Genomic DNA, 20,380 nt, shown 5'->3' with positions numbered 1-20,380 from the left:
CTGCGAGGTGAGCCATGACCGGCCCCGTCTGGGACCCGGCGCAGTACCTGCGCTTCGCCGACGAACGCACCCGCCCGCTGCGTGAGCTGCTCGCCCGGGTCCCCGCCCTGCCGAACGAACCCGCCCCGACCGTCCTCGACATCGGCTGCGGCCCCGGCAACTCCACCGCCGTCCTGCGCGAACGCTGGCCGAAGGCCCGGCTCACCGGCCTCGACAACTCCGCCCCGATGCTGGCGGCGGCCCGCACCGACGGCGAGCCCACGGCCGACTACCTGCTCGCCGACGCCCGCGACTACGACCCGGCCCCGGCCGCTCCCGACCTGATCGCCTCGAACGCGACCCTCCAGTGGGTGGACGGCCACCTCGCGGTGCTGGCGCGCTGGGCGGCCGCCCTGGGGCCCGGCGGGGTGGTCGCCGTCCAGGTGCCCGGCAACTTCGAGGCGCCCAGCCACACCCTGCTCGCCGACCTGCGCCGCAGCGCCCGCTGGCGCGACGCCCTCGGCACCGACGCCGTCCGGGGCGGTGTCCACCCGCCCGGGCGGTACCTGGACGTCCTCGCCGGGGCCGGCTGCGCGGCCGACGTCTGGGAGACCACCTACTGCACCCTGCTGCCCGGACCGGACCCGGTGCTGGAGTGGGTCAAGGGCACCGCGCTGCGGCCCGTCCTCGGCCGGCTCACCGACCGGGCCGACCGGGCCGCCTTCCTCGCCGAGTACGGGCGGCTGCTGCGCGAGGCCTACCCGGCCGGGCCGTACGGGACGGTCTTCCCGTTCCGGCGGATCTTCGCGGTCGGGGTCAGGAGGTAGCCGGTGGCCCGCGCTGCGGCGTCCGGGCGGAAAGGCGGACGGACGGACGGACGGGCGGACCGTCAGCCTCGGCGGTCGCCGACCAGCCGAGGGTGCCGCTCCAGGCCCTCCAGCCCGTGCCAGGCCAGGTTCACCAGGTGCGCCGCCACCGTGGCCTTGTCCGGCTTGCGGACCTCCAGCCACCACTGGCCGGTCAGCGCGACCATCCCGACCAGCATCTGCGAGTACATCGGGGCCAGCCGGGCGTCGAAGCCCCGGGACTTGAACTCCAGGCCCAGGATGTCCTCGACCTGGGTGGCGATGTCGCTGATCAGCGAGGCGAAGGTGCCGGTCGACTGGGCCACCGGGGAGTCCCGGACCAGGATCCGGAAGCCGTCCGTCGAGGTGTCGATGTAGTCCATCAGCGCGAACGCCGCCTGTTCCAGCAGCTCGCGCGAGTGCCCGCCGGTCAGCGCCCCGGTCACCATGTCCAGCAGCAGCTGCATCTCGCGGTCCACCACCACCGCGTAGAGCCCCTCCTTGCCCCCGAAGTGCTCGTACACCACGGGCTTCGACACCCCGGCGCGCTCGGCGATCTCCTCCACCGAGGTGCCGTCGTAGCCGCGCTCCGCGAAGACCGTCCGGCCGATCTCGAGCAGCTGCTCCCGGCGCTGCTTGCCGGTCATCCGGACCCGCCCGCCCCGGCGGCGCGGGGTCGGGGCGGCCGCGGGCCGGTCGGCGGGGCCGTCCGCGGTCCGTTCGCCGCCGCCGCCGTCGGAGGCCGCGCCCGGCGCCGCAGCGGCCCGCGGACGGGCCGGCGCCGTTCCGGGCGCCGCGTCCGTCCGCGTGGTGTGGTGACCGCCTGTGCTGTCTGCGCTGCTCCCGTTCACCCCTACATCATGCTGGAAGCGCCGCCTCATGCGGCGCGGCGGGCGGCGATCCGCTCCGCGTCCGGCCAGCGGACGTCCCGGACCCAGCCGGCCAGCTCGAACCAGCGGATCAGCCGGGCCGAGGAGTCGATCTGTCCGCGCAGGACGCCGTGCCGGGCCGAGGTCGGGTCGGCGTGGTGCAGGTTGTGCCAGGACTCGCCGCAGGAGAGCACCGCGAGCCACCAGACGTTGCCGGAGCGGTCCCGGGAGCGGAACGGGCGCCGGCCGACGGCGTGGCAGATCGAGTTGATCGACCAGGTGACGTGGTGCAGCAGGGCGACCCGGACCAGCGAGCCCCAGAAGAACGCGGACAGCGCGCCCTCCCAGGACAGGCTCACCAGCCCGCCGACCAGCGCGGGCAGCAGCAGCGAGATGGTGGTCCAGAGCCAGAACAGCCGGGAGATCCGCCGCAGCGCCGGGTCGCGGATCAGGTCCGGGGCGTACTTGAGCTGCGGGGTCTGCTCCTCGTCGAACATCCAGCCCATGTGGGCCCACCACAGGCCCTTGATCAGGGCCGGGACGCTCTCCCCGTAGCGCCACGGCGAGTGCGGGTCGCCGTCCTTGTCGCTGAACCGGTGGTGCTTGCGGTGGTCGGCCACCCAGCGCACCAGCGGGCCCTCGACGGCGAGGCTGCCGACGACGGCGAGGGCCAGCCGCATCGGGCGGGGGGCCTTGAAGGCGCCGTGGGTGAAGTAGCGGTGGTAGCCGACGGTGATGCCGTGACAGGTGAGGAAGTACATGGCGACGGCGACCGCCACGTCGGTCCAGCCGAGCCCCCAGCCCCAGGCCACCGGTACGGCGGCGACCAGCGCGGCGAACGGCACGAGGATGAAGAGCACGAGCGCGATCCGCTCGGCGGCCCCCTGCTTCTCGCCGCCGCGGGTGGCGGACAGCCGGGTCGCGGCCTCGGCGGAGGGGTCGGGGGAGTCGGGGGAGGGGTCGGGGAGCGCGGTGGCCCCCGCGCGCGCCTCGTCGGCCTGGATGGTCATGGGCGTCCCTTCGCAGCGTCCCGGTACGGGACAGAGCGGACCTACGTTGGCGTAACCTACGGCATCGTAGGTTGCGCTCCGTGTCCAGGGGAACACATCGCCGCGCGGCGCTCGAGTGAATTCACCCGACTGGATGGATGAACCCCGGGCCCCTCCCGTGCCCGGATCGGACGGGCCAGGAGGGTCGGCATTGGTGGTAGATGTGAAGCGCGCTACCCCGTAGTCTTGGCCCAGCGCGTCGCCGGGCCTCCGGCGGCGGAGCTCCGGTCCCGGATCGTCTAAGGGCAGGACAGCTGGTTTTGGTCCAGCTTATGGGGGTTCGAATCCTCCTCCGGGAGCACTGAGTACGGCCGCGGGCGGGCATGCGCGGGCCGGGCGTCTGGCGTTTCGGCTCGCCGCCCCGCACTATCCTCGAACTGCCAGAGCACATGTGCGGACCGCGTTCTGGCCTGCTCTGCCCTCTCTGAACCTAATGAGGAGCCTCCCCGCATGGGTGCCAATTCGCTTGCCGCCGTTGTCGTGCTCGCCGCCGGTGGTGGGACCCGGATGAAGTCGAACAAGGTGCCCAAGGTGCTGCACGAGGTGTGCGGGCGCTCGCTGGTGGGTCACGCGGTGTCGGCGGCCGGGGAACTGATGCCGGGGCAGCTCGTCGTGGTGGTCGGCCACCAGCGCGAGCAGGTCGAGGAGCACCTGGCGGCGCACTACCCGGCCGTGCGCCCGGTCGTGCAGGAGCAGCAGAACGGCACCGGCCACGCGGTCCGCACCGCGCTGGAGTCGCTGGCCGCCGACGGCGTGACGCTGGACGGCACCGTGATCGTCACCGCCGGGGACTCCCCGCTGCTCACCGGGGACACCCTGCGCCGGCTGGCCCGCTCGCACGAGGCCCAGCAGAACGGCGTCACCGTGCTGACCGCCGTCGTCCCCGAGCCCTTCGGCTACGGGCGGATCCTGCGGGACGAGGACGGCACCGTCGCCGCGATCGTCGAGGAGCGGGACGCCACCGACACCCAGCGCGCCATCGCCGAGATCAACTCGGGCGTGTTCGCCTTCGACGCCAAGCTGCTCACCGAGGCGCTGGCCGAGCTGACCACGGACAACTCGCAGGGCGAGGAGTACCTGACCGACACCCTGTCGATCCTGCGCGAGGCCGGCCACCGGGTCGGCGCCGTGGTCGCCGAGGACCACCGGGACATCCTGGGCATCAACGACCGGGTCCAGCTGGCGCAGGCCCGCCGGCTGCTGAACGACCGCCTGCTGGAGCGGGCGATGCGCGCGGGCGTCACCGTGGTCGACCCGGCCAGCACCTGGATGGACGTCCAGGTGACGTACGAGCCGGACGCCGTGGTGCTGCCGAACACCCAGCTGCAGGGCGCGACCCACCTGGGCGAGGACTGCGAGGTGGGTCCGAACTCCACCCTCCGGGACACCCTGGTCGGCGCCGGCGCCCGTGTGAGCAACACCACGGCCGACCGCGCCGAGATCGGCGAGCTGGCCTCCACCGGCCCGTACGCCTACCTGCGGCCGGGGGCGAAGCTGGCCCGCAAGGCGAAGGTCGGCACCTACGTCGAGATCAAGAACTCCGAGCTGGGCGAGGGCGCCAAGGTGCCGCACCTCTCCTACATCGGCGACGCCACGATCGGCGAGGGCACCAACGTCGGCGCGGCCTCGGTCACCGTGAACTACGACGGGGTCAAGAAGCACCGCACCGTCATCGGGGCGCACTGCCGCACCGGCTCGGACAACATGTTCATCGCCCCGGTGACCGTCGGTGACGGCGCTTACACCGGCGCGGGCTCGGTGATCACCACCGACGTCCCGCCCGGCGCACTCGGCGTGAACCGCGCGCAGCAGCGCAACATCGAGGGCTGGGTGGAGCGCAAGCGCCCGGGCACGGTGTCCGCGCAGGCCGCGCAGGCCGCGACCGACGGCGCTGCCGAGGCCTGACGCGCCCGCCGGGGACCGGTCGGCCGGTCCCCGGGGCGGACGGTTTCTCCGCGGGCGCGTAACCTGGGGGACATACGTGCGCCACTGGGCCTACCGCCCGTGTCCAGGCGTACCGACAATTCCCCGATCCCCTCGTGAGTGCGGGCTGCGCCTGCCCTCCTCGGGGCCGGGGTTCAGCGTCCGCAACGCGAGGAGACGGTGCAGTGAGCGGGATCACGACGTCGGGTGAGAAGAAGCTCAAGCTCTTCTCCGGCCGTGCCCACCCGGAGCTGGCGAAGGAGGTTGCCGAAGCGCTGGGGACCGAGCTGGTCCCGACCAAGGCCTTCGACTTCGCCAACGGCGAGATCTACGTCCGCTTCCTGGAGTCGGCGCGTGGCGCGGACTGCTTCGTGATGCAGAGCCACGCGGCTCCCATCAACCAGTGGATCATGGAACAGCTGATCATGATCGATGCTCTCAAGCGGGCCTCCGCCAAGAGCATCACCGCGATCCTGCCGTTCTACGGGTACGCCCGCCAGGACAAGAAGCACCTCGGCCGCGAGCCCATCTCGGCCCGTCTGATCGCCGACCTGCTGCGCCAGGCCGGCGCCGACCGCCTGATGGCCGTGGACCTGCACACCGCGCAGATCCAGGGCTTCTTCGACGGCCCGGTGGACCACCTGTTCGCGCTGCCGCTGCTGGTCGACTACATCGGCGAGAAGGTGGACCGCTCCAAGCTGACCGTCGTCTCGCCGGACGCCGGCCGGGTCAAGGTGGCCGACCAGTGGTGCGACCGGCTGGATGCCCCGCTGGCGATCATCCACAAGCGCCGCGACACCACCCAGGCCAACACCATCCTGTCGGCCGACGTCGTCGGTGACGTCAAGGGCCGGGTCTGCGTCCTGGTCGACGACATGATCGACACCGCCGGCACGATCTGCGCCGCCGCCGACGCGCTGTTCGAGAACGGCGCCGCGGACGTCGTGGTGGCCGCCACCCACGGCGTGCTCTCCGGCCCGGCCGCGGACCGGCTCAAGAACTCGCGGGTCAGCGAGTTCGTGTTCACCAACACGCTGCCCACCCCGGCCGAGCTCCAGCTGGACAAGATCACCACGCTGTCCATCGCCCCGTCGATCGCCGCCGCGATCCGCGAGGTCTTCGAGGAGGGCTCGGTCACCAGCCTCTTCGAGGGCGTGCACTGACGAAGCCCCGCGCAGGCGGCCCCGGACCACCCCGGTCCGGGGCCGCCGCCGGTTTCGACGGAGGGCGGCCGCCAGGGGCCCGATTTCGCCGGAGCGGGCCGGTGCGGTTAGACTCGTGAAACTGCTCGGCGAGGGATGTCGTGTGCCCGCTCGACGGACACCGACTCCGTGATCGACGCGCTGCCGGTGGCGGATTCCGTCCGTCGGCAGAAGTCGTTGCCGCCGAGTGACCCCCGAACGTACTGAGGGTGTGGTCCCGGCGGTTTTTCGCGTTGCCTGCACCCCCGCGCCATTCTTCCGAGGAGTGCAGTCGTGTCCGAGATCCGCCTTGCCGCTGAGACCCGTTCCGAGTTCGGCAAGGGTGCCGCCCGTCGCGCCCGCCGCGCCGGCTTCGTCCCCGGTGTCGTCTACGGCCACGGCCACGCCCCGGTTCACCTGAACCTGCCCGGCCACGACCTGATGATGGCCCTCAAGACCCCGAACGCCCTGCTGGTCGTTCCGATCGAGGGCAAGGACGAGTACGTCCTGCCGAAGGCCGTCCAGCGCGAGGCCATCAAGCGCACCATCGAGCACGTCGACCTGCTGCTGGTCAAGCGTGGCGAGAAGGTCACCGTTGAGATCCCGGTCCACACCGAGGGCGAGCTGGCCCCCGGCGGCAACCTGCTGGAGCACGTCCTGCAGGCCCTGCCGATCGAGGCCGAGGCCACCCACCTGCCCGAGGCCGTCACCGTCTCGGTCGAGGGCCTGGAGGCCGGCGCCTCGATCACCGCCGGCGACATCGAGCTGCCCAAGGGCACCACGCTGGCCGTCACGGCCGACACCGTCGTGCTGCAGGTCATCGGCGCCCAGGCCTCGCAGGCCGACGCCGACGCCGAGGCCGCCGAGGCCGGCGCCGAGGCCTGAGCCTCGCACCCCTAGTTGAGGCCGCTGCCCCGGTCGCTCCCGCAGGAGCGCCCGGGGCAGCGGTGTGTCCGGGATGATGGCGACGAGCGCGCAGACGAGGAGTGAGAGCGGCATGGCGGAGGAGTACGACGGGCCCTGGCTCGTGGTGGGGCTGGGCAACCCGGGCGAGCAGTACGCCCGGAACCGGCACAACATCGGTTTCATGGTGGTCGACCTGCTGGCGCAGCGGATGGGCGCCAAGTTCAAGGCGCACAAGAGCCGGGCCCAGGTGGCCGAGGGGCGGTTGGCGGGCAAGCGGGTGGTGCTCGCCAAGCCGATGTCCTTCATGAACCTCTCCGGCGGGCCGGTGACGGCGCTGCGGGACTTCTACAAGGTGCCCGCCTCGGCGCTGATCGCCGTCCACGACGAGCTGGACGTCGACTACGCGGCGCTGCGGCTCAAGCTCGGCGGCGGGGACAACGGCCACAACGGGCTGAAGTCGATCACCAAGTCGCTGGGCCCGGACTACCACCGGGTGCGCTGCGGGATCGGCCGGCCGCCGGGCCGGATGGAGGTCGCCGACTTCGTGTTGAAGGACTTCTCCTCGACCGAGCGCAAGGAGCTGGAGTGGTTCGTGGACCGCTCGGCCGACGCGGTGGAGGCGCTGCTGTCCGAGGGGCTGGAGCGGGCGCAGGGCACGTACAACTCCTGAACCGGGCGGCGCCTGACGTGACGTCATGGGCACGGTGTGCCGGGTACACAACAGTCGTACAACGCTTGCCCGGTAAACCTGAATCCATGTGAGAACCCTGTGCGGGATCGGATAGCGTCGGCCCTGGTACGCGAACGGGTCCTGGGGAGTTCTCGATGCGGAGATTGCGTCCGGTCCGCCGACTTCGGCGGCTCCGGGTGGTCCGGCTCAAGCAGTTCGGACGACGGCTCGGCACCGCCGGTGCCCTGGGGGCGGCCGGGATGCTGCTGTCCAGCGGCGCGGTGGCGCACGCCGATCCGGTGGCCGAGCCCGATCCGGCGGTCACGCCGGAGCCCGCGGCGGCGCAGCTCGGTCCGGTGCTGGGCGAGTCGGTCGGCCCCGACGCGGGGCTGCTGGCGGTCGGCGGCGGCCTGGTGGTCGCGTCCGGCGGAGCCGCCCTGTGGCTCAAGCGCCGGCGCGCGGGCGAGCCCGCGGAGTAGGAACGTGCGGTGAGGGGCCGGTGTCCACGGGAGTGGGCGCCGGCCCCTCCTGCGTCCCCAGCCGCCGTAGCCCGCCACCACCGGGACGGCAAGGGGCCCTTGCCCGTCCGGGGAGGACGGGCAGGGGCCCCTTCGTCGCGTTCGGCCGGCCGTCAGCCGGTGTTGCGCAGGCCGGCCGCGATGCCGTTCACGGTCAGCAGCAGCGCGCGGGCGCGCAGCGGGTCCTCCGGGCGACCGCTCGCGACCTCCTCGCGCTGGCGGCGCAGCAGCGCGACCTGGAGGTAGGAGATCGGGTCGAGGTAGGCGTCCCGGACGGTGAAGGTCTGCTTCAACACCGGGTTGTGCTCCAGCAGTTCGTTCTCGCCGGTGAGCCGCAGCACCTCGCGCAGGGTGAGGTCGTGCTCGGCGACGATCTGGTCGAAGACGTGCCGCAGCTCGCCGGGCACCAGCTGCTCGACGTAGTGGCGGGCGATCCGCAGGTCGGTCTTGGCCAGCGTCATGGCGACGTTGGACAGGAAGTTGCGGAAGAAGTGCCACTGGCCGTACATCTCGTCCAGCACGTCGCCGAGGCCGGCCGCGCGGGCGGCGGCGAGGCCGGAGCCGACGCCGTACCAGCCGGGGACGATCTGGCGGGACTGGGTCCAGCCGAACACCCACGGGATGGCCCGCAGGCCGTCCAGGCCGGCGCCGGAGTCGGGACGCCGGGACGGGCGGGAGCCCAGGTGCAGCGAGGCGAGCTGGTCGACCGGGGTGGAGGCGAAGAAGTACTTCGGCAGGTCCTCCTGGTCGACCAGGGCGCGGTAGGAGGTGTGGGCGGCCTCGGAGACCCGGTCCATCGCGGCGTCCCAGCGGGCCAGTTCCTCGGGGGCCTGGCGCGGGGCGGTGTGCAGCGCGGAGGCGGCGAGGGTGGCGGAGAGGGTCAGCTCCAGGTTCTCCCGGGCGAGGGAGGGGAGCAGGTACTTGTCGGAGATGACCTCGCCCTGCTCGGTCACCTTGATCTCGCCCTCCAGGGTGCCCCAGGGCTGGGCCAGGATGGCCTCGTGGGAGGGGCCGCCGCCGCGGCCGACGGTGCCGCCGCGGCCGTGGAAGAGGCGCAGCCGGATGCCGTAGCGGTGGGCGACGTCGCGCAGTCGGCGCTGGGCGCGGTGGATCTCCCACTGGGAGGTGGTGATGCCGCCGAACTTGGAGGAGTCGGAGTAGCCGAGCATGACCTCCTGGACGTCGCCGCGCAGCGAGACGAGCAGCCGGTAGGAGGGGTCGGAGAGCATCTCGTCGAGGATGCGGTCGGCCTGCTGGAGTTCGTCGGTGGTCTCCAGCAGCGGCACGATGCCGATCTTGGCGATCCCGGCGTGCAGGTCGATCAGGCCGGCCTCGCGGGCCAGCACGGTGGCGGCGAAGACGTCGTCGGCGCCCTGGCACATCGAGATGATGTAGCTCTCGACGATCTCGTCGCCGAAGCGCTCGAAGCCCTGGCGGATGGTGTTGAAGACGCCGAGGGTCTTGGTGCCGGCCTCGTCCAGCGGGGCCGGGGTGGGGGCCAGCGGGCGGCGCGAGCGGAGCTCCTTGGCGAGCAGCTTCTGCCGGTACTCGCGGGGCATGTCGGCGTAGCGCCAGGCCTCCTCGCCGAGCCGGTCGAAGAGCTGGCCGAGGGCGTGGTGGTGGGCCTCGGCGTGCTCGCGGACGTCCATGGTGGCGAGCTGGAGGCCGAAGGCCTCGATGGTGCGGATGGCGCGGGCCAGCCGGCCGTCGGCGATCAGCTCGCCGCGGTGGGCGCGCAGCGACTCCTGGATGAGCCGCAGGTCGGCGACGAGTTCGCGGGTGCCGAGGTAGTCGCGGCCGTCGACGTGCGGGGTGCCGCCGGCCAGGCGCTCGCGGGTGTTCTCCAGCTTGAGCCGGATGCAGGTGGCCTTGAGGCGGTAGGGCTCCTCGGCGTTCATCCGCTTGTAGCGGGGGCTGAGTTCGGGGAGCCGGTGCAGGTCGGTGTTGAGCGAGGCGAGCAGTTCGACCGAGGCGCCGGCCAGCCGCTCGGAGGTGGAGAGGGTGTTGCGCAGGTCGTCGATCGCGGCGAGGGCGTCCTGGATGCCGTACTCGTGCTGGAGGTTGAGGACGTCCCAGGTGACCTGCGGGGTGACGTTGGGGTTGCCGTCGCGGTCGCCGCCGATCCAGGTGCCGAAGGTGAGCGGGCGCACGCCGTCGGGCAGGCTCAGGCCGACCCGGGCGAGTTCCTCGTGCAGCTCCTCCAGCACCTCGGGGACGGCCTCGCGGTAGAGCTCGTCCAGGTAGTAGACGGCGTTGCGGGCCTCGTCGGTGGGCTCGGGGCGGGCGATGCGCAGTTCGTCGGTCTGCCAGAGCAGGTCGATGACCTCGGCGAGGCGGCGGTCGGCGGAGCGCTTGGCGCTGCTGGTGCGGGCCGGGTCGGCGGCGGCCAGGCCGTTGCTGAGCTCCTCGCGGTGGATCCGGTCGAGGAGTTCGCCGATCCGGCGCAGCTTGTTGAGCACGCTGCGGCGGGCGGCCTCGGTGGGGTGGGCGGTGAAGACCGGGCGGACCGCGAGGTGGGCCAGGGTGTCCTGGAGGTGCTTGGGGTCGGCCTCGGTGAGCTGGTCGGCGGTCTGGGCCAGCAGCGAGCCCTCGCGGGCGCGGCGGGTGGCGAACTCCCGGCCGCGGTGCACCTGCTCGGTGACGTTGGCGAGGTGGAAGTAGGTGGAGAAGGCGCGGACCAGCTTGGCGGCCGTGTCCAGGTCGATGTCGGAGAGGAGTTCGGCGGTGGCCTCGCCGTCGGTGCGGCTGAGCAGGCGGACCTGTTCGACCAGGCCCAACAGCTGGGGGCCCTCCTGGCGGACCAGCGTCTCGCCGAGCAGGTCGCCGAGGCGGCGGATGTCCGCGCGCAGGGCGGCATTGTCGGCGATGACGGTGGGGCTGTCCGCCGGGGTGGGGACCGGAGCGGTCACGGCTGGCTCCCTCTGGTGGTGGGGTTCGGCAACGGCTCATCGTCACAGGTCCACGCGCAGTGTGACGGGTGTGACGCGTGCGGACCGCGCTGTCCGACGCGACCAGCATAGGTGTCGGGGCGGTCGCTGTCCGCGAGGTGGCCGGATGGCGGACAGGGCTGCCGAGAACCACCTGTGGTCTGGACCACTTGAGGGGGGTCGGGGGTGTACCGGGCAATCCGGGTGGGGAAGGGGAGGGGTTGCGGCTCAAGCCGTGTCCGACGATCCGCGTCGGATCAGCGCGCGGTGTCTGGGTGCGTGCATCGCAAGGCGGAGGAGGGAGTCCATGCGGAGCATCGGCGACCGACGACAACGCAGCGAGGTGCGTGCCCAGGTGCCGGGCGCCCGGCGGGGATCGTCGGACACGGCTTAATCTGTCACGCATGAGCAAGTCGCCTGGGGAGCGCGTGCCGGTCCGGTCGTTCTGGTGGTGGAAGCGGCGGCGCAGCGCCCTCCTCGACATCGGGCTGGCGCTGCTCGCCGCGGTCGAGTGCTCGGCCAGCACGATCGCCTTCTTCTCCGCCCGGATGCACGTGAGCGCCCTCGGCGCGGTCGGGATCGCCCTGCTCGGCACGCTGGCCGGCGGTTCGCTGGTGGTGCGCCGGCGGTGGCCGGCCGTGCCGGTGGTGGCGACCCTGCTGGTGCTGCCCGCGATGCTGGGCGTGCTGCTGCTGGTGGTGTCGCTGTACACGCTGGCGGAGACCTGGGAGTGGCCCTCCCGGCGCCGCCGGGTGGTGGCGCTGTCCGGACTGGCCTTCGCCGAGGCCGGCGCCGTGATGGCGTTCCAGGTGATGACCCCGGACGACTCGGTGGCGGCGGAGCGGACTCCGCTGTGGGGCCTGGTCGTGCTGTCGCTGCTGGTCGCGGTCGGACTGACCGTCGCCCCGGTGGTGACCGGACTGTACGTGGGGGCGCGGCGGCGGCTGATCGAGTCGCTCAAGGACCGTGCGCACGGCCTGGAGACCGAACTGGACCTGCTGGCCGAGCAGGCGCAGGAGCGCGCCCGCCGGGCCCGGTTGGAGGAGCGCACCCGGATCGCCCGGGAGATGCACGACGTGGTCGCCCACCGGGTCTCGCTGATGGTGGTGCACGCCGGGGCGCTGGAGCGAATAGCCGTCAAGGATCCGGAGAAGGCCGCGCAGAGCGCCAGGCTGATGGGCGAGGTGGGCCGGCAGGCGCTGAACGAGCTGCGCGAGATCCTCGGCGTGCTGCGGATGGACGACGAGCGGCCCCAGGAGCCGGACTCGCTGGCCGGGCTGCCCCGGCTGGTCGACCAGTCCCGCGCGGCCGGGATGGCCGTGACGCTGACCGTCAGCGGCAGTCGGCAGGAGTTCACCGGTGAGGCCGAGCAGACCGCCTACCGGGTCGTCCAGGAGGGGCTGACCAACGCCCACAAGCACGCGGGCGGGGCGCAGGTGTCGGTGCTGCTGGCGTACGCGCCGAACGGGGTGCGGGTCAGCGTGGTGAACGCCTGCCCGGGCGGGGAGCGCGGGGCGGCGCAACTGCCCAGCGGGGGCAACGGGCTGGTCGGGATGCGGGAGCGGGTGATCGCGCTGGGCGGCACCTTCTCCTCCGGGCCGGAGGCGGACGGCGGCTTCCGGGTGGAGGCGGTGCTGCCGTCCCGGCTGGCCGTCCGCGGGGACCGGCTCGGCCGGGCGGGCGCCGCGCGGCCCGGCGAGGACTGACGTCAGCCCGGTGAGGACCGACCCGGGCTCGGTGAGAGCGGAATCCTGGCCCGGTGAGGACCGCCCCGGGCCTGGAGAGAGCGGATCCTGGCCCGGCGGGGGCGGCTGCTAGCCGTACGCGCGGCCGTACTCCTCGGCGGTGCGCAGCCGTTCCGGGGCGGTGCCCAGCACCAGGGTGCTGATCGCCTGGTCGATGCCGTGGCCGAGGAACCACTCGCCGGCGTGGTCCAGGCTGTAGACCCGGGCCTCCTCGTCGACGGCCAGCAGCGCCTGCCCGTACGCCTCCTCGCCGAGCGGGGCGAGCCGGCTGCCCAGCGCCCGGCCGAGGTCGAACAGGGTGCGCGGCTGGTGCAGCCCGCACATCGGGTCGATCAGGAACGGGGTGCGGGCCAACTGGCGGCCGGGGCCGGCGAGGTCGAAGGCGAGGCCGCCGAACTCGGCCCAGGCCTCCACGGCCGCCGGGAACACCGCGTGCGGGACGCCGCCGGGACCGCCGTGCCCGACCAGGGCGTCGGCCCACTCCTCGGCCTGCTGGATCTGCCAGCGGCCGGGGTGCCAGCCGGCCGCCTTGAGTTCGGCGGCGACGTCGGCGGGGAAGCGCGGGCGGGCCCGCCCGGTGGGGCCCGCCGGGCGCGGGGTGCCCGGGGCGAGGGTGCCCGGGACGAGGGTGGCCGGCGAGGGCGGGGGCGGGCTGGGCGGATTCAGGGCGTGCTCCGGGGCTCGGGGACAGGGGGCGTACGAGGGGCGTACGGGAGGCGGGCGGGCGTGGGCGTCCGGCGTGCGGACGCTCAGTGCGCCGGCGGCCCGACGGCGACGCTCTGCACCGTGAAGTGCTCCAGCATCGGTGCGCAGGAACGGCACGGCGGGGCGTGGGTGCCGTGTGCCGGGTCGCCCTCCTCGCGGATCCGCAGCGTCGTCATCCGGGAGCCCTTGAGCGCCTTGCGGGCTTCGTGCAGGCTCATCGGCTTGCGGGCGGCGCGCTTGGAGCGCTTCCCGTCCACGGTGGTCAGGTACTGGGAGAGCAGGACGGCCTCCGGGCAGCGGCCGGTGAACCGCTCGCGGGCCTCGACCGGCAAGGTGTCCAGGAACTCGCCGACCAGCGGGTGCAGGACCGGGCGCCGGTCGTCCTTGGCGCCCGCCAGGGTGTGCACCTCGCCGCCCTTGAGCGACAGCGCGGCGGCGACGGCGGGCAGCAGGCTGTCGCGGTGGTGGCGCAGCACGGGCGGGCCCGCCGGCTCACCGGTGGTCATGCGGTGTCCTCCTCCTCGTTCCTGGCGGTCCGGTTCCCGTTGGCTCCGGTCGGTCCCGGGGCAAGCCTGTCATTTGACACCGACAACCGCACAACCGGGGTGCGGGGCGGACCGAACACCCGTGCGGCCACCGGCCGGTCGGGCACCCGTCCCACCCGCATCCTGGCCGCCCACCGGCCGGAACCGCACACCGCCGTCATGACTTGTCCGCCGATCTACCGAAACCGCCCCCCGGCCCCGGCCCCGCCCGGTACGGTTCCGGCAGCGAGCCCAGGAGGGCCCGGGCCCGGCCGTGCGGACACGGACGGGCCGGGCCGACTCCGGTGCCCGCGCCGGACGTTGAGGCCGCCGGGGCGGGCGCCGTCGCGCCCCGGCGCCGGAGCCAGGGAGGGTCCTGCCGGACCCTCCAGTGAGGGGGCCCGAGCGATGACGTCGAAGCGGTGGACGGACGGGACGGCCAATCAGGCGCCCGGCGGCCACGTGCCCACCCCGGGCGAGCCGCCCCGGCCGGTGCCGGAGCGACCGGTCGGCCTCGCGGTGGTCGGGGCCGGCTACTGGGGGCCGAAGCTGGTCCGCAACGCCCAGCACACCCCGGCGCTGCGGCTGCACTGGCTGTGCGACCTGGACGAGGCCAAGGCCCGTACCGTACTGGGGGAGTACAGCACCGTCGGGGCGACCGGCCGGTACGAGCGGGTGCTGGCGGACGAACGGGTCGACGCCGTCGCGGTGGCCACCCCGGCGGGCGCCCACTACCCGCTGGTGCGGGCCGCGCTGGAGGCGGGCAAGCACGTGCTGGTGGAGAAGCCGATCACCACCTCCTCCGCCGAGGCCGCCGAACTGGTCGAACTGGCCGAGGCCGCCGGGCTGGTGCTGATGTGCGACCACACCTTCTGCTACACCCCGGTGGTCCGCCGGATCCGGGAGCTGGTGCACGGCGGGGAGATCGGGGACGTCCAGTTCTTCGACTCGGTGCGGATCAACCTCGGCCTGGTCCAGCCGGACGTCGACGTGCTGTGGGACCTCGCCCCGCACGACCTGTCCGTCCTGGACTTCGTCCTGCCGCCCGGGGTCGTGCCGGTCGGCGTCTGCGCCCAGGGCGCCGATCCGATCGGCGCCGGCCGGGCCTGTGTCGCCTACCTGACGGTGCGGCTCAGCAACGGCGCGCTGGCGCACTGCCACGTCAACTGGCTCTCCCCGACGAAGGTCCGCACCACCCTGATCGGCGGCTCCCGGCGCACCCTGGTCTGGGACGACCTCAACCCCCAGGCCCGGCTGGCCGTGCACGACCGCGGGGTCGACCTCACCCCGCCCGACCAGCTCACCGACGCCATCCGGCACCGGGCGCTGATCTCCTACCGGGTCGGCGAGATGGTCGCGCCCGCGCTGGTCGAACAGGAGGCCCTGCGCAACGTGATGGCCGAGTTCGCGGCCGCCGTCGTCGAGGGCCGGGCCCCGCTCACCGACGGGCGGGCCGGGGTGCGGGTGCTGGAACTGCTGGAGGCGGCCTCGCTCAGCCTCGAACTCGGCGGCGTCACCGTACCGGTGGGGACCGGGGACCGGGCGGCGGTCCGGTGAGCGACGCGGTCCCGCTGGTCGACCTGGCCGCCGCGCACGCCGAGGTCGAGGCCGAGGTGCGGGCCGGCTTCGACCGGGTGCTGGCGAGCGGCGCCTTCGTCAAGGGCCCCGAAGTGGCCGCCTTCGAGCGGGAGTACGCCGCCTTCACGGGCGTCCGGCACTGCGTGGGCGCCGCCAACGGCACCGACGCCCTGGAACTGGCCCTGCGCGCCCTGGACCTGCCGCCCGGCGGCGGGGTGGTGCTGCCCGCCAACACCTTCGTCGCCACCGCCGAGGCGGTGCAGCGGGCCGGACTGCGCCCGGTGCCGGTCGACGTCGACCCGGAGCACCTGCTGATCGACCCGGAGCGGGTCGCCGCCGCGCTGCCCGGGGCGGTGGCGCTGCTCCCCGTCCACCTGTTCGGCCAGTGCGCGCCGGTGGAGGTGCTGCTGGAACTCGCCGACGGCCGCCCGGTGGTGGAGGACGCGGCCCAGTCCCAGGGCGCCCGGCGCCACGGGCGCGGCGCCCACGGGCGGATCGCGGCGACCAGCTTCTACCCGGGCAAGAACCTCGGCGGCTACGGCGACGCCGGGGCGGTGCTCACCGACGACGACGAACTCGCCGCCGCCGTACGGCTGATCGGCGACCACGGCGCCCGCGACAAGTACCGGCACGAGCGGTTCGGCTTCAACTCCCGGATGGACGCCCTGCAAGCCGTCGTGCTGCGGGCCAAACTGCGTCGGCTGCCCGACTGGAACGCCGCCCGCCGTGCCGCCGCGGCCCGCTACGACCGGCTGCTCGACGGGCTGCCCGGCGTCACCCGGCCGGGCACCGCGCCCGGCAACGTCCACGTCCGCCACCTCTACCCGGTGCGGATCGCCCGCGGCCGCGACGCCGTGCTCGCCGCGCTGCACGGGGCCGGCATCGGCGCCGGGGTGCACTACCCCGTCCCGGTGCACCTGCAGCCCGCGTTCCGCCCGCTCGGGTACCGCGCGGGCGCCTTCCCGGTCGCCGAACGGGCGGCCGGCGAACTGCTCAGCCTGCCGCTGCACCCGCACCTCACGGAGGCCCAGCAGGTACGGGTCGTGGAGGTCCTGGAGCGGGCCCTGGGTGCGGGGGGTTCGTCCGGCCGGGTGACCCAATAGGCTGATGCCCAGCAAGCGCACCGAGCATTTTGCAGCAGCCAGTGGGGGCTCCCAGATGACGACAGGTCGGCCCGGCGTCGCCGCCGCACCGAACGCGGCGTACGCAGGTCAGGTGGTGCAGTTCCCGGATCCGGTCCGTGCCGAGCGGCACCCGGCCGGGGTCCGGGTGGACGAGGCCGGCTACCCGGACTTCGGTCCGTACGCCGCCGCGGCGGCCGAGGTCGCCGACCCGCCGGAGGGCTTCGGCGTGGACGAACTGCGGCTGACCGACTACGTCTCGGCCAACGCCGCGCTGTTCACCCAGGGCCACCCGCTCTGGGCCGACCTGGAGACCGCCGTGGCTACCCCGCCCGGCTGGACCTGGCACCACGCGGTCGGCCGGGCCGCCCCCGGCTGGCGCCGGATGGAGCTCGTCCCGGTCGAGGTCAAGGCCCTGCTGCGGCACCACGGCGGCCTGGCCGTCTCGCCCGCCGACCACTCCCGCCGGGGCACCCGCCCGCTGCAGGAGCGCCGGCCCGTCCACTTCTCGCTGGCCAAGGACGGCGGCGATCCGATCGGCGTCCCCGAGGACCTGGTGCAGCGCGCCGAGGAGCGCCTCGGCTACCGGCTGCCCGGCGCCTACCGCACCTTCCTCAAGCTCGGCGGCGGCCGCGGCCCGGTCGGCGTCGCGCTGGACACCGAGCTCGGCATGCTGCTCGACCAGCCGTTCCTCACCCTCACCGAGGAGTACGGCACCGAGGACGTCGTCTACGCCAACAAGTGCCTGCGCGACCACCTCACCAAGGACTACCTGGGCATCGCCTACGCGCAGGGCGGCCTGATCGCGCTCAAGGTGCGCGGCGACCGGATCGGCTCGGTCTGGTTCCACCTGTACGACGACGCCCGGGACTCCGGCGGGCCGGAGGCCCCCGAGGAGCGCTGCGCCCGGCTGCTGCTGCCCTGCGGGGACGACTTCGACGCCTTCCTGCTGCGGCTGGCCGGCAGCCCGCCGGAGCTGGAGACGGTCGCGGAGCTGATGGTGGACGGCGGGTTCGCCCGGGCCGTCCCGGTGGACTGACGTGGTCGCGGGAACGGCGTTGAGGGAACGAGTGAGGACGACGGGGACAGGGGTGAACCGGGCGTGGTGACGTACGCGCAGGCGCAGGAGCTCGCCGAGGAGTGGGTCAACGGCGGGGTGCCGCACGGGCAGCAGCGCGAGGTGCGGGTCCGGGAGTTCGACCTCGGCTTCGTCTGCTGGGCGGTGTCGCCCGCGGACACGGCGGGCGGGCCCGCCGCCGGTGCCGACGGCGGGGCCGGTGCGGGCGGGGCGCGGCTGGTGATCGCCCGCGACTCGGGCGCCAGCACGCTGTGGCCCGCGCTGCCCGTCAACGAGGTGGTCCGGCAGTTCGAGGAGGTGTACGGGCGGCCGGTCGCGGCCAACCCGGCCGGGGCGGCGAAGCCCGCGCCGGGGCCGGTGGAGGCGACCTCCTTCCTGCTCAGCCCGCCGCAGTGGCTGCAGGAGGCGGGGGCGGCGGCGATCGCGGCGGAGGCCGAGAAGCTGGGGGGCGCCGCGGCCCCGGCTCCGGCTCCGGCTCCGGCCTCGGCTCCGGCTGCGGCTGCCGCGCCGGTCGCCGCGCCCGCCGTGCTGACCGAACCCCCGGTCTCCGAGCGGCCCGCCGGGGACGCGCCGACGATGCTCGCGCCGCCGCCCGGCGAGGACCCGTTCGCCGCCCCGCTGCCGCCGAGCGCCCCGACGCCGCCGGCCGCGCCGCCCGCGCCGGTCGCGGCCGAGGCGGCGACCGTGCTGATGCCGGAGGGCCTGCGCACCTCCGGTTCGGACCTGCCCGAGGCGCCCGCTCCGGCCGGGGCCGAGGCCGCGACCATGCTGATGCCCCCGGGCGGCGGCCCCGGCCTGCCGCCGGTCCCGCCGGTCGGTGCCCCGGCCCCGGCCGCCCCGGCCCCGGCCGCCCAGGCCCCAGCCGCCCCGGCCCCGGCCGCGCCGCCCGTCGCCCCGCCGGCCCCGGTGCCCGCCCCGGCCGCCGAGCCGGCGCCGACGCTGCTCGCGTCGCCGGACGCCGTGCCGGGCCTGATGGGCCTGCCCGGTGCCCCGGCGGCCCCGCCCGCCGCCCCGGTGGAGCAGGCGCCCACCATGCTGGCCTCGCCCGGCGGGCTGGCCGGCCTGCCCGGCGCCCCCGGCCCGGCCGCGCCGCCGTCCGCCCCGCCGGCCCAGGGCGGCGGCCTCGGCCGCAACCCGGGTTCGGCCCCGCCGCCCCCGCCGCCGGCCGCGCTGCGCGGAGCTCCGGGCGGACCGTCCGGTGCCGCCGGCGCGGGCGGGCTGGGCCGCAACCCCGGCTCCGCCCCGCCGCCGCCCCCGCCCGCCGAGCTGCGGCAGACCCCTGGGTCGGGCGCGCCCGCCGCCGGTCCGGGCGGCCGCTCGGGCGGTTCGACCCCGCCGCCCCCGCCGCCGGCGGGCCTGCGCTCCGGTGACGCCCCGGCTCCCGCGCCGCAGGGCGGGCCCGCTCCGGCCGCCGCCGGCGTGGCGTACGAGGCGACCCAGCTGGCGAGCGCGATCGACCCGGCACTGCTCGGCGGCCCGGCGGACCCTGGCACCCCGCCGTCCGGCGGCCCGGCCGTCCCGCCGCCGCCCGGTGGCCCGGCGGCTCCGGCCGCGCCCGCCGCGGGGTACGGCTACCCGAACGCGGGTGCCGCGCCCGGCGTCGTCCCGCCGACCCCGGTCACCGGCCCGCCGCAGGGTGCGCCGGTGCCGCCCGGGGTGCCCGCGGTCGGCCCGGGCTACTTCGCCGCGCTCAGCTACCGGGGCCCGGACGGCTCGGAGCAGAAGCTGCTGCACCGCAGCGAGCCGGGCACCCCGCACCCGGAGTGGAAGATCCTCCAGGACCTGCGGCGGCTGAACGTGCCGCCGGAGCAGGTGCTGGAGCTCTACACCGAGCTGGAGTCCTGCGACCTGCCCGGCGGCTACTGCAACCGCATGATCGCGGCCTCCTGGCCGAACGTGCGGCTGACCCACACCGCCCCGTACGGCCGTGACCACGCCTCCCGGCAGGCCGGGATGGCCGAGCTGCTTGACCACCTGGACGAGCTGCACCAGCTGGCCTCCGGTGCCCAGCGGGTCCGCCCGTTCCGGGTGCCGCCGCCCGCGCCGGGGACGGTCCAGGCGCTGCCCCCGCTGCCGCCCCAGCAGCTCGCCCAGGAGCTGGGGACGGCCTTCGGCCAGAACCTGTTCCGCTACGAGCAGCGCGCCGTCTCCCGCCAGGGCGTGCCGGAGCCGGTGTCGCAGACGCTGGTGTGGGCCGGGCTGCCGCGCGACTTCGGGCCGTTCTTCTGGGCCCAGGCGCAGGAGGGCCGGCCGATCCCGACGCTGGCCGAGCTGGCCGCCGAGCGCGGCCTGCCGCAGGGCCCGGACTTCGGCGGCTACCTGGTGCTCGGCAACGACTACGGCCGGCAGCTGTGCGTCCAGTACGGCACCGCGAACGTGGTCGCCGTGGACGTCGACGGAACCGGCCAGCCGCCGCGCTTCGTCAACACCGGTGTACCGGAGTTCGTCCGCGCGCTGGCCCTGCTGGGCCGGATGTGGCGTCTGCGGTACGGGCTGACGCCGGAGCAGGCCGGTCGCTGGACGACCGACTTCCAGGCCCAGCTCGCCGCGATCGACCCGGCGGCCCTGCAGACCGCGGACACCTGGTGGGCGGTGCTGCTGGAGCAGTTCTGGGACGGTCTGCTGTAGCGGACCGTCGCGGATCCCCGCAGGTGGGAGGGGTCGTTCCGGTGTCCGGAACGACCCCTTCGGCGTGCCCCGGCAGCTGTGCCTCGTTGGGGTTTCGTCCGGATCTGCGCAAAATAGGTCAAGAGGATGGGTCT

General features: G+C 74.6%; 16 protein-coding genes and 1 tRNA gene. 12 read left to right on the top strand and 5 right to left on the bottom strand.

Going from position 1 to position 20,380, the window contains the following annotated elements; all coding sequences use genetic code 11:
- The first annotated feature begins 14 nt into the window (after nt 1-14).
- Nucleotides 15-806: a methyltransferase domain-containing protein gene (locus ACZ4W5_RS27540; RefSeq protein ID WP_465657566.1), complete on the top strand. Its 792-nt coding sequence runs from the start codon at nt 15-17 to the stop codon at nt 804-806.
- 62 nt (nt 807-868) lie between these two features.
- Here the strand turns inward: ACZ4W5_RS27540 and ACZ4W5_RS27535 are convergent, their stop codons facing one another.
- Together ACZ4W5_RS27535 and ACZ4W5_RS27530 are read right to left on the bottom strand one after the other, a co-directional pair.
- Nucleotides 869-1,471 (bottom strand): TetR/AcrR family transcriptional regulator, encoded by a 603-nt coding sequence (locus tag ACZ4W5_RS27535; protein WP_360259311.1) that lies wholly within the window; start codon nt 1,469-1,471, stop codon nt 869-871.
- A 230-nt stretch (nt 1,472-1,701) separates the two neighbouring features.
- Nucleotides 1,702-2,703: an acyl-CoA desaturase gene (locus ACZ4W5_RS27530; RefSeq protein WP_465657564.1), complete on the bottom strand. Its 1,002-nt coding sequence runs from the start codon at nt 2,701-2,703 to the stop codon at nt 1,702-1,704.
- Between the two features lie 267 nt (nt 2,704-2,970).
- Between ACZ4W5_RS27530 and ACZ4W5_RS27525 the strand changes: the two genes are divergently transcribed.
- The 6 genes from ACZ4W5_RS27525 (at nt 2,971) to ACZ4W5_RS27500 (ending at nt 7,901) form a co-directional block, all read left to right on the top strand.
- A tRNA-Gln gene (locus tag ACZ4W5_RS27525) sits at nt 2,971-3,041 on the top strand.
- A 151-nt stretch (nt 3,042-3,192) separates the two neighbouring features.
- A complete protein-coding gene (gene glmU / locus ACZ4W5_RS27520) occupies nt 3,193-4,647 on the top strand; it encodes a bifunctional UDP-N-acetylglucosamine diphosphorylase/glucosamine-1-phosphate N-acetyltransferase GlmU (RefSeq protein WP_402486976.1) in 1,455 nt (484 codons plus the stop codon).
- A gap of 203 nt (nt 4,648-4,850) precedes the next feature.
- Entirely contained in the window at nt 4,851-5,828 is a 978-nt protein-coding gene (locus tag ACZ4W5_RS27515; protein WP_360231153.1) for a ribose-phosphate diphosphokinase, read from the top strand.
- Between the two features lie 312 nt (nt 5,829-6,140).
- Nucleotides 6,141-6,731 (top strand): 50S ribosomal protein L25/general stress protein Ctc, encoded by a 591-nt coding sequence (locus ACZ4W5_RS27510; protein WP_360231150.1) that lies wholly within the window; start codon nt 6,141-6,143, stop codon nt 6,729-6,731.
- Between the two features lie 112 nt (nt 6,732-6,843).
- On the top strand, nt 6,844-7,422 hold the full coding sequence (gene pth / locus ACZ4W5_RS27505) for an aminoacyl-tRNA hydrolase (RefSeq protein WP_355670028.1): 579 nt from the start codon (nt 6,844-6,846) through the stop codon (nt 7,420-7,422).
- A gap of 155 nt (nt 7,423-7,577) precedes the next feature.
- The gene (locus ACZ4W5_RS27500; protein WP_402486984.1) at nt 7,578-7,901 is read left to right on the top strand and encodes a hypothetical protein; all 324 of its coding nucleotides are present in this window, start codon (nt 7,578-7,580) and stop codon (nt 7,899-7,901) included.
- Between the two features lie 152 nt (nt 7,902-8,053).
- Here the strand turns inward: ACZ4W5_RS27500 and ppc are convergent, their stop codons facing one another.
- A complete protein-coding gene (gene ppc / locus ACZ4W5_RS27495; protein ID WP_465657561.1) occupies nt 8,054-10,849 on the bottom strand; it encodes a phosphoenolpyruvate carboxylase in 2,796 nt (931 codons plus the stop codon).
- Nucleotides 10,850-11,271: 422 nt separating this feature from the next.
- On the opposite strand from ppc, the gene ACZ4W5_RS27490 reads away from it, so the two are divergent.
- Nucleotides 11,272-12,573 (top strand): sensor histidine kinase, encoded by a 1,302-nt coding sequence (locus ACZ4W5_RS27490; protein ID WP_465657559.1) that lies wholly within the window; start codon nt 11,272-11,274, stop codon nt 12,571-12,573.
- A gap of 108 nt (nt 12,574-12,681) precedes the next feature.
- Here ACZ4W5_RS27490 and ACZ4W5_RS27485 read toward each other — a convergent pair whose 3' ends face one another.
- Together ACZ4W5_RS27485 and ACZ4W5_RS27480 are read right to left on the bottom strand one after the other, a co-directional pair.
- A complete protein-coding gene (locus tag ACZ4W5_RS27485) occupies nt 12,682-13,278 on the bottom strand; it encodes an SUKH-3 domain-containing protein (protein ID WP_465657589.1) in 597 nt (198 codons plus the stop codon).
- An 83-nt stretch (nt 13,279-13,361) separates the two neighbouring features.
- On the bottom strand, nt 13,362-13,823 hold the full coding sequence (locus ACZ4W5_RS27480) for a YwqJ-related putative deaminase (RefSeq protein ID WP_360231138.1): 462 nt from the start codon (nt 13,821-13,823) through the stop codon (nt 13,362-13,364).
- Between the two features lie 426 nt (nt 13,824-14,249).
- Between ACZ4W5_RS27480 and ACZ4W5_RS27475 the strand changes: the two genes are divergently transcribed.
- From ACZ4W5_RS27475 to ACZ4W5_RS27460, 4 genes are all read left to right on the top strand, one after another.
- The gene (locus ACZ4W5_RS27475) at nt 14,250-15,398 is read left to right on the top strand and encodes a Gfo/Idh/MocA family protein (protein WP_465657557.1); all 1,149 of its coding nucleotides are present in this window, start codon (nt 14,250-14,252) and stop codon (nt 15,396-15,398) included.
- Entirely contained in the window at nt 15,395-16,522 is a 1,128-nt protein-coding gene (locus ACZ4W5_RS27470) for a DegT/DnrJ/EryC1/StrS family aminotransferase (protein WP_465657556.1), read from the top strand. The genes ACZ4W5_RS27475 and ACZ4W5_RS27470 overlap by 4 nt, the downstream gene beginning before the upstream one ends.
- 55 nt (nt 16,523-16,577) lie before the next feature.
- A complete protein-coding gene (locus ACZ4W5_RS27465; protein WP_360231306.1) occupies nt 16,578-17,579 on the top strand; it encodes an HNH endonuclease in 1,002 nt (333 codons plus the stop codon).
- Nucleotides 17,580-17,642: 63 nt separating this feature from the next.
- On the top strand, nt 17,643-20,246 hold the full coding sequence (locus tag ACZ4W5_RS27460) for an SUKH-4 family immunity protein (RefSeq protein WP_465657554.1): 2,604 nt from the start codon (nt 17,643-17,645) through the stop codon (nt 20,244-20,246).
- The last annotated feature ends 134 nt before the right edge of the window (nt 20,247-20,380 follow it).

The sequence above is a fragment of the Kitasatospora sp. NPDC029367 genome (assembly GCF_055569135.1).
This window is presented reverse-complemented; position numbering and strand designations above follow the sequence as displayed.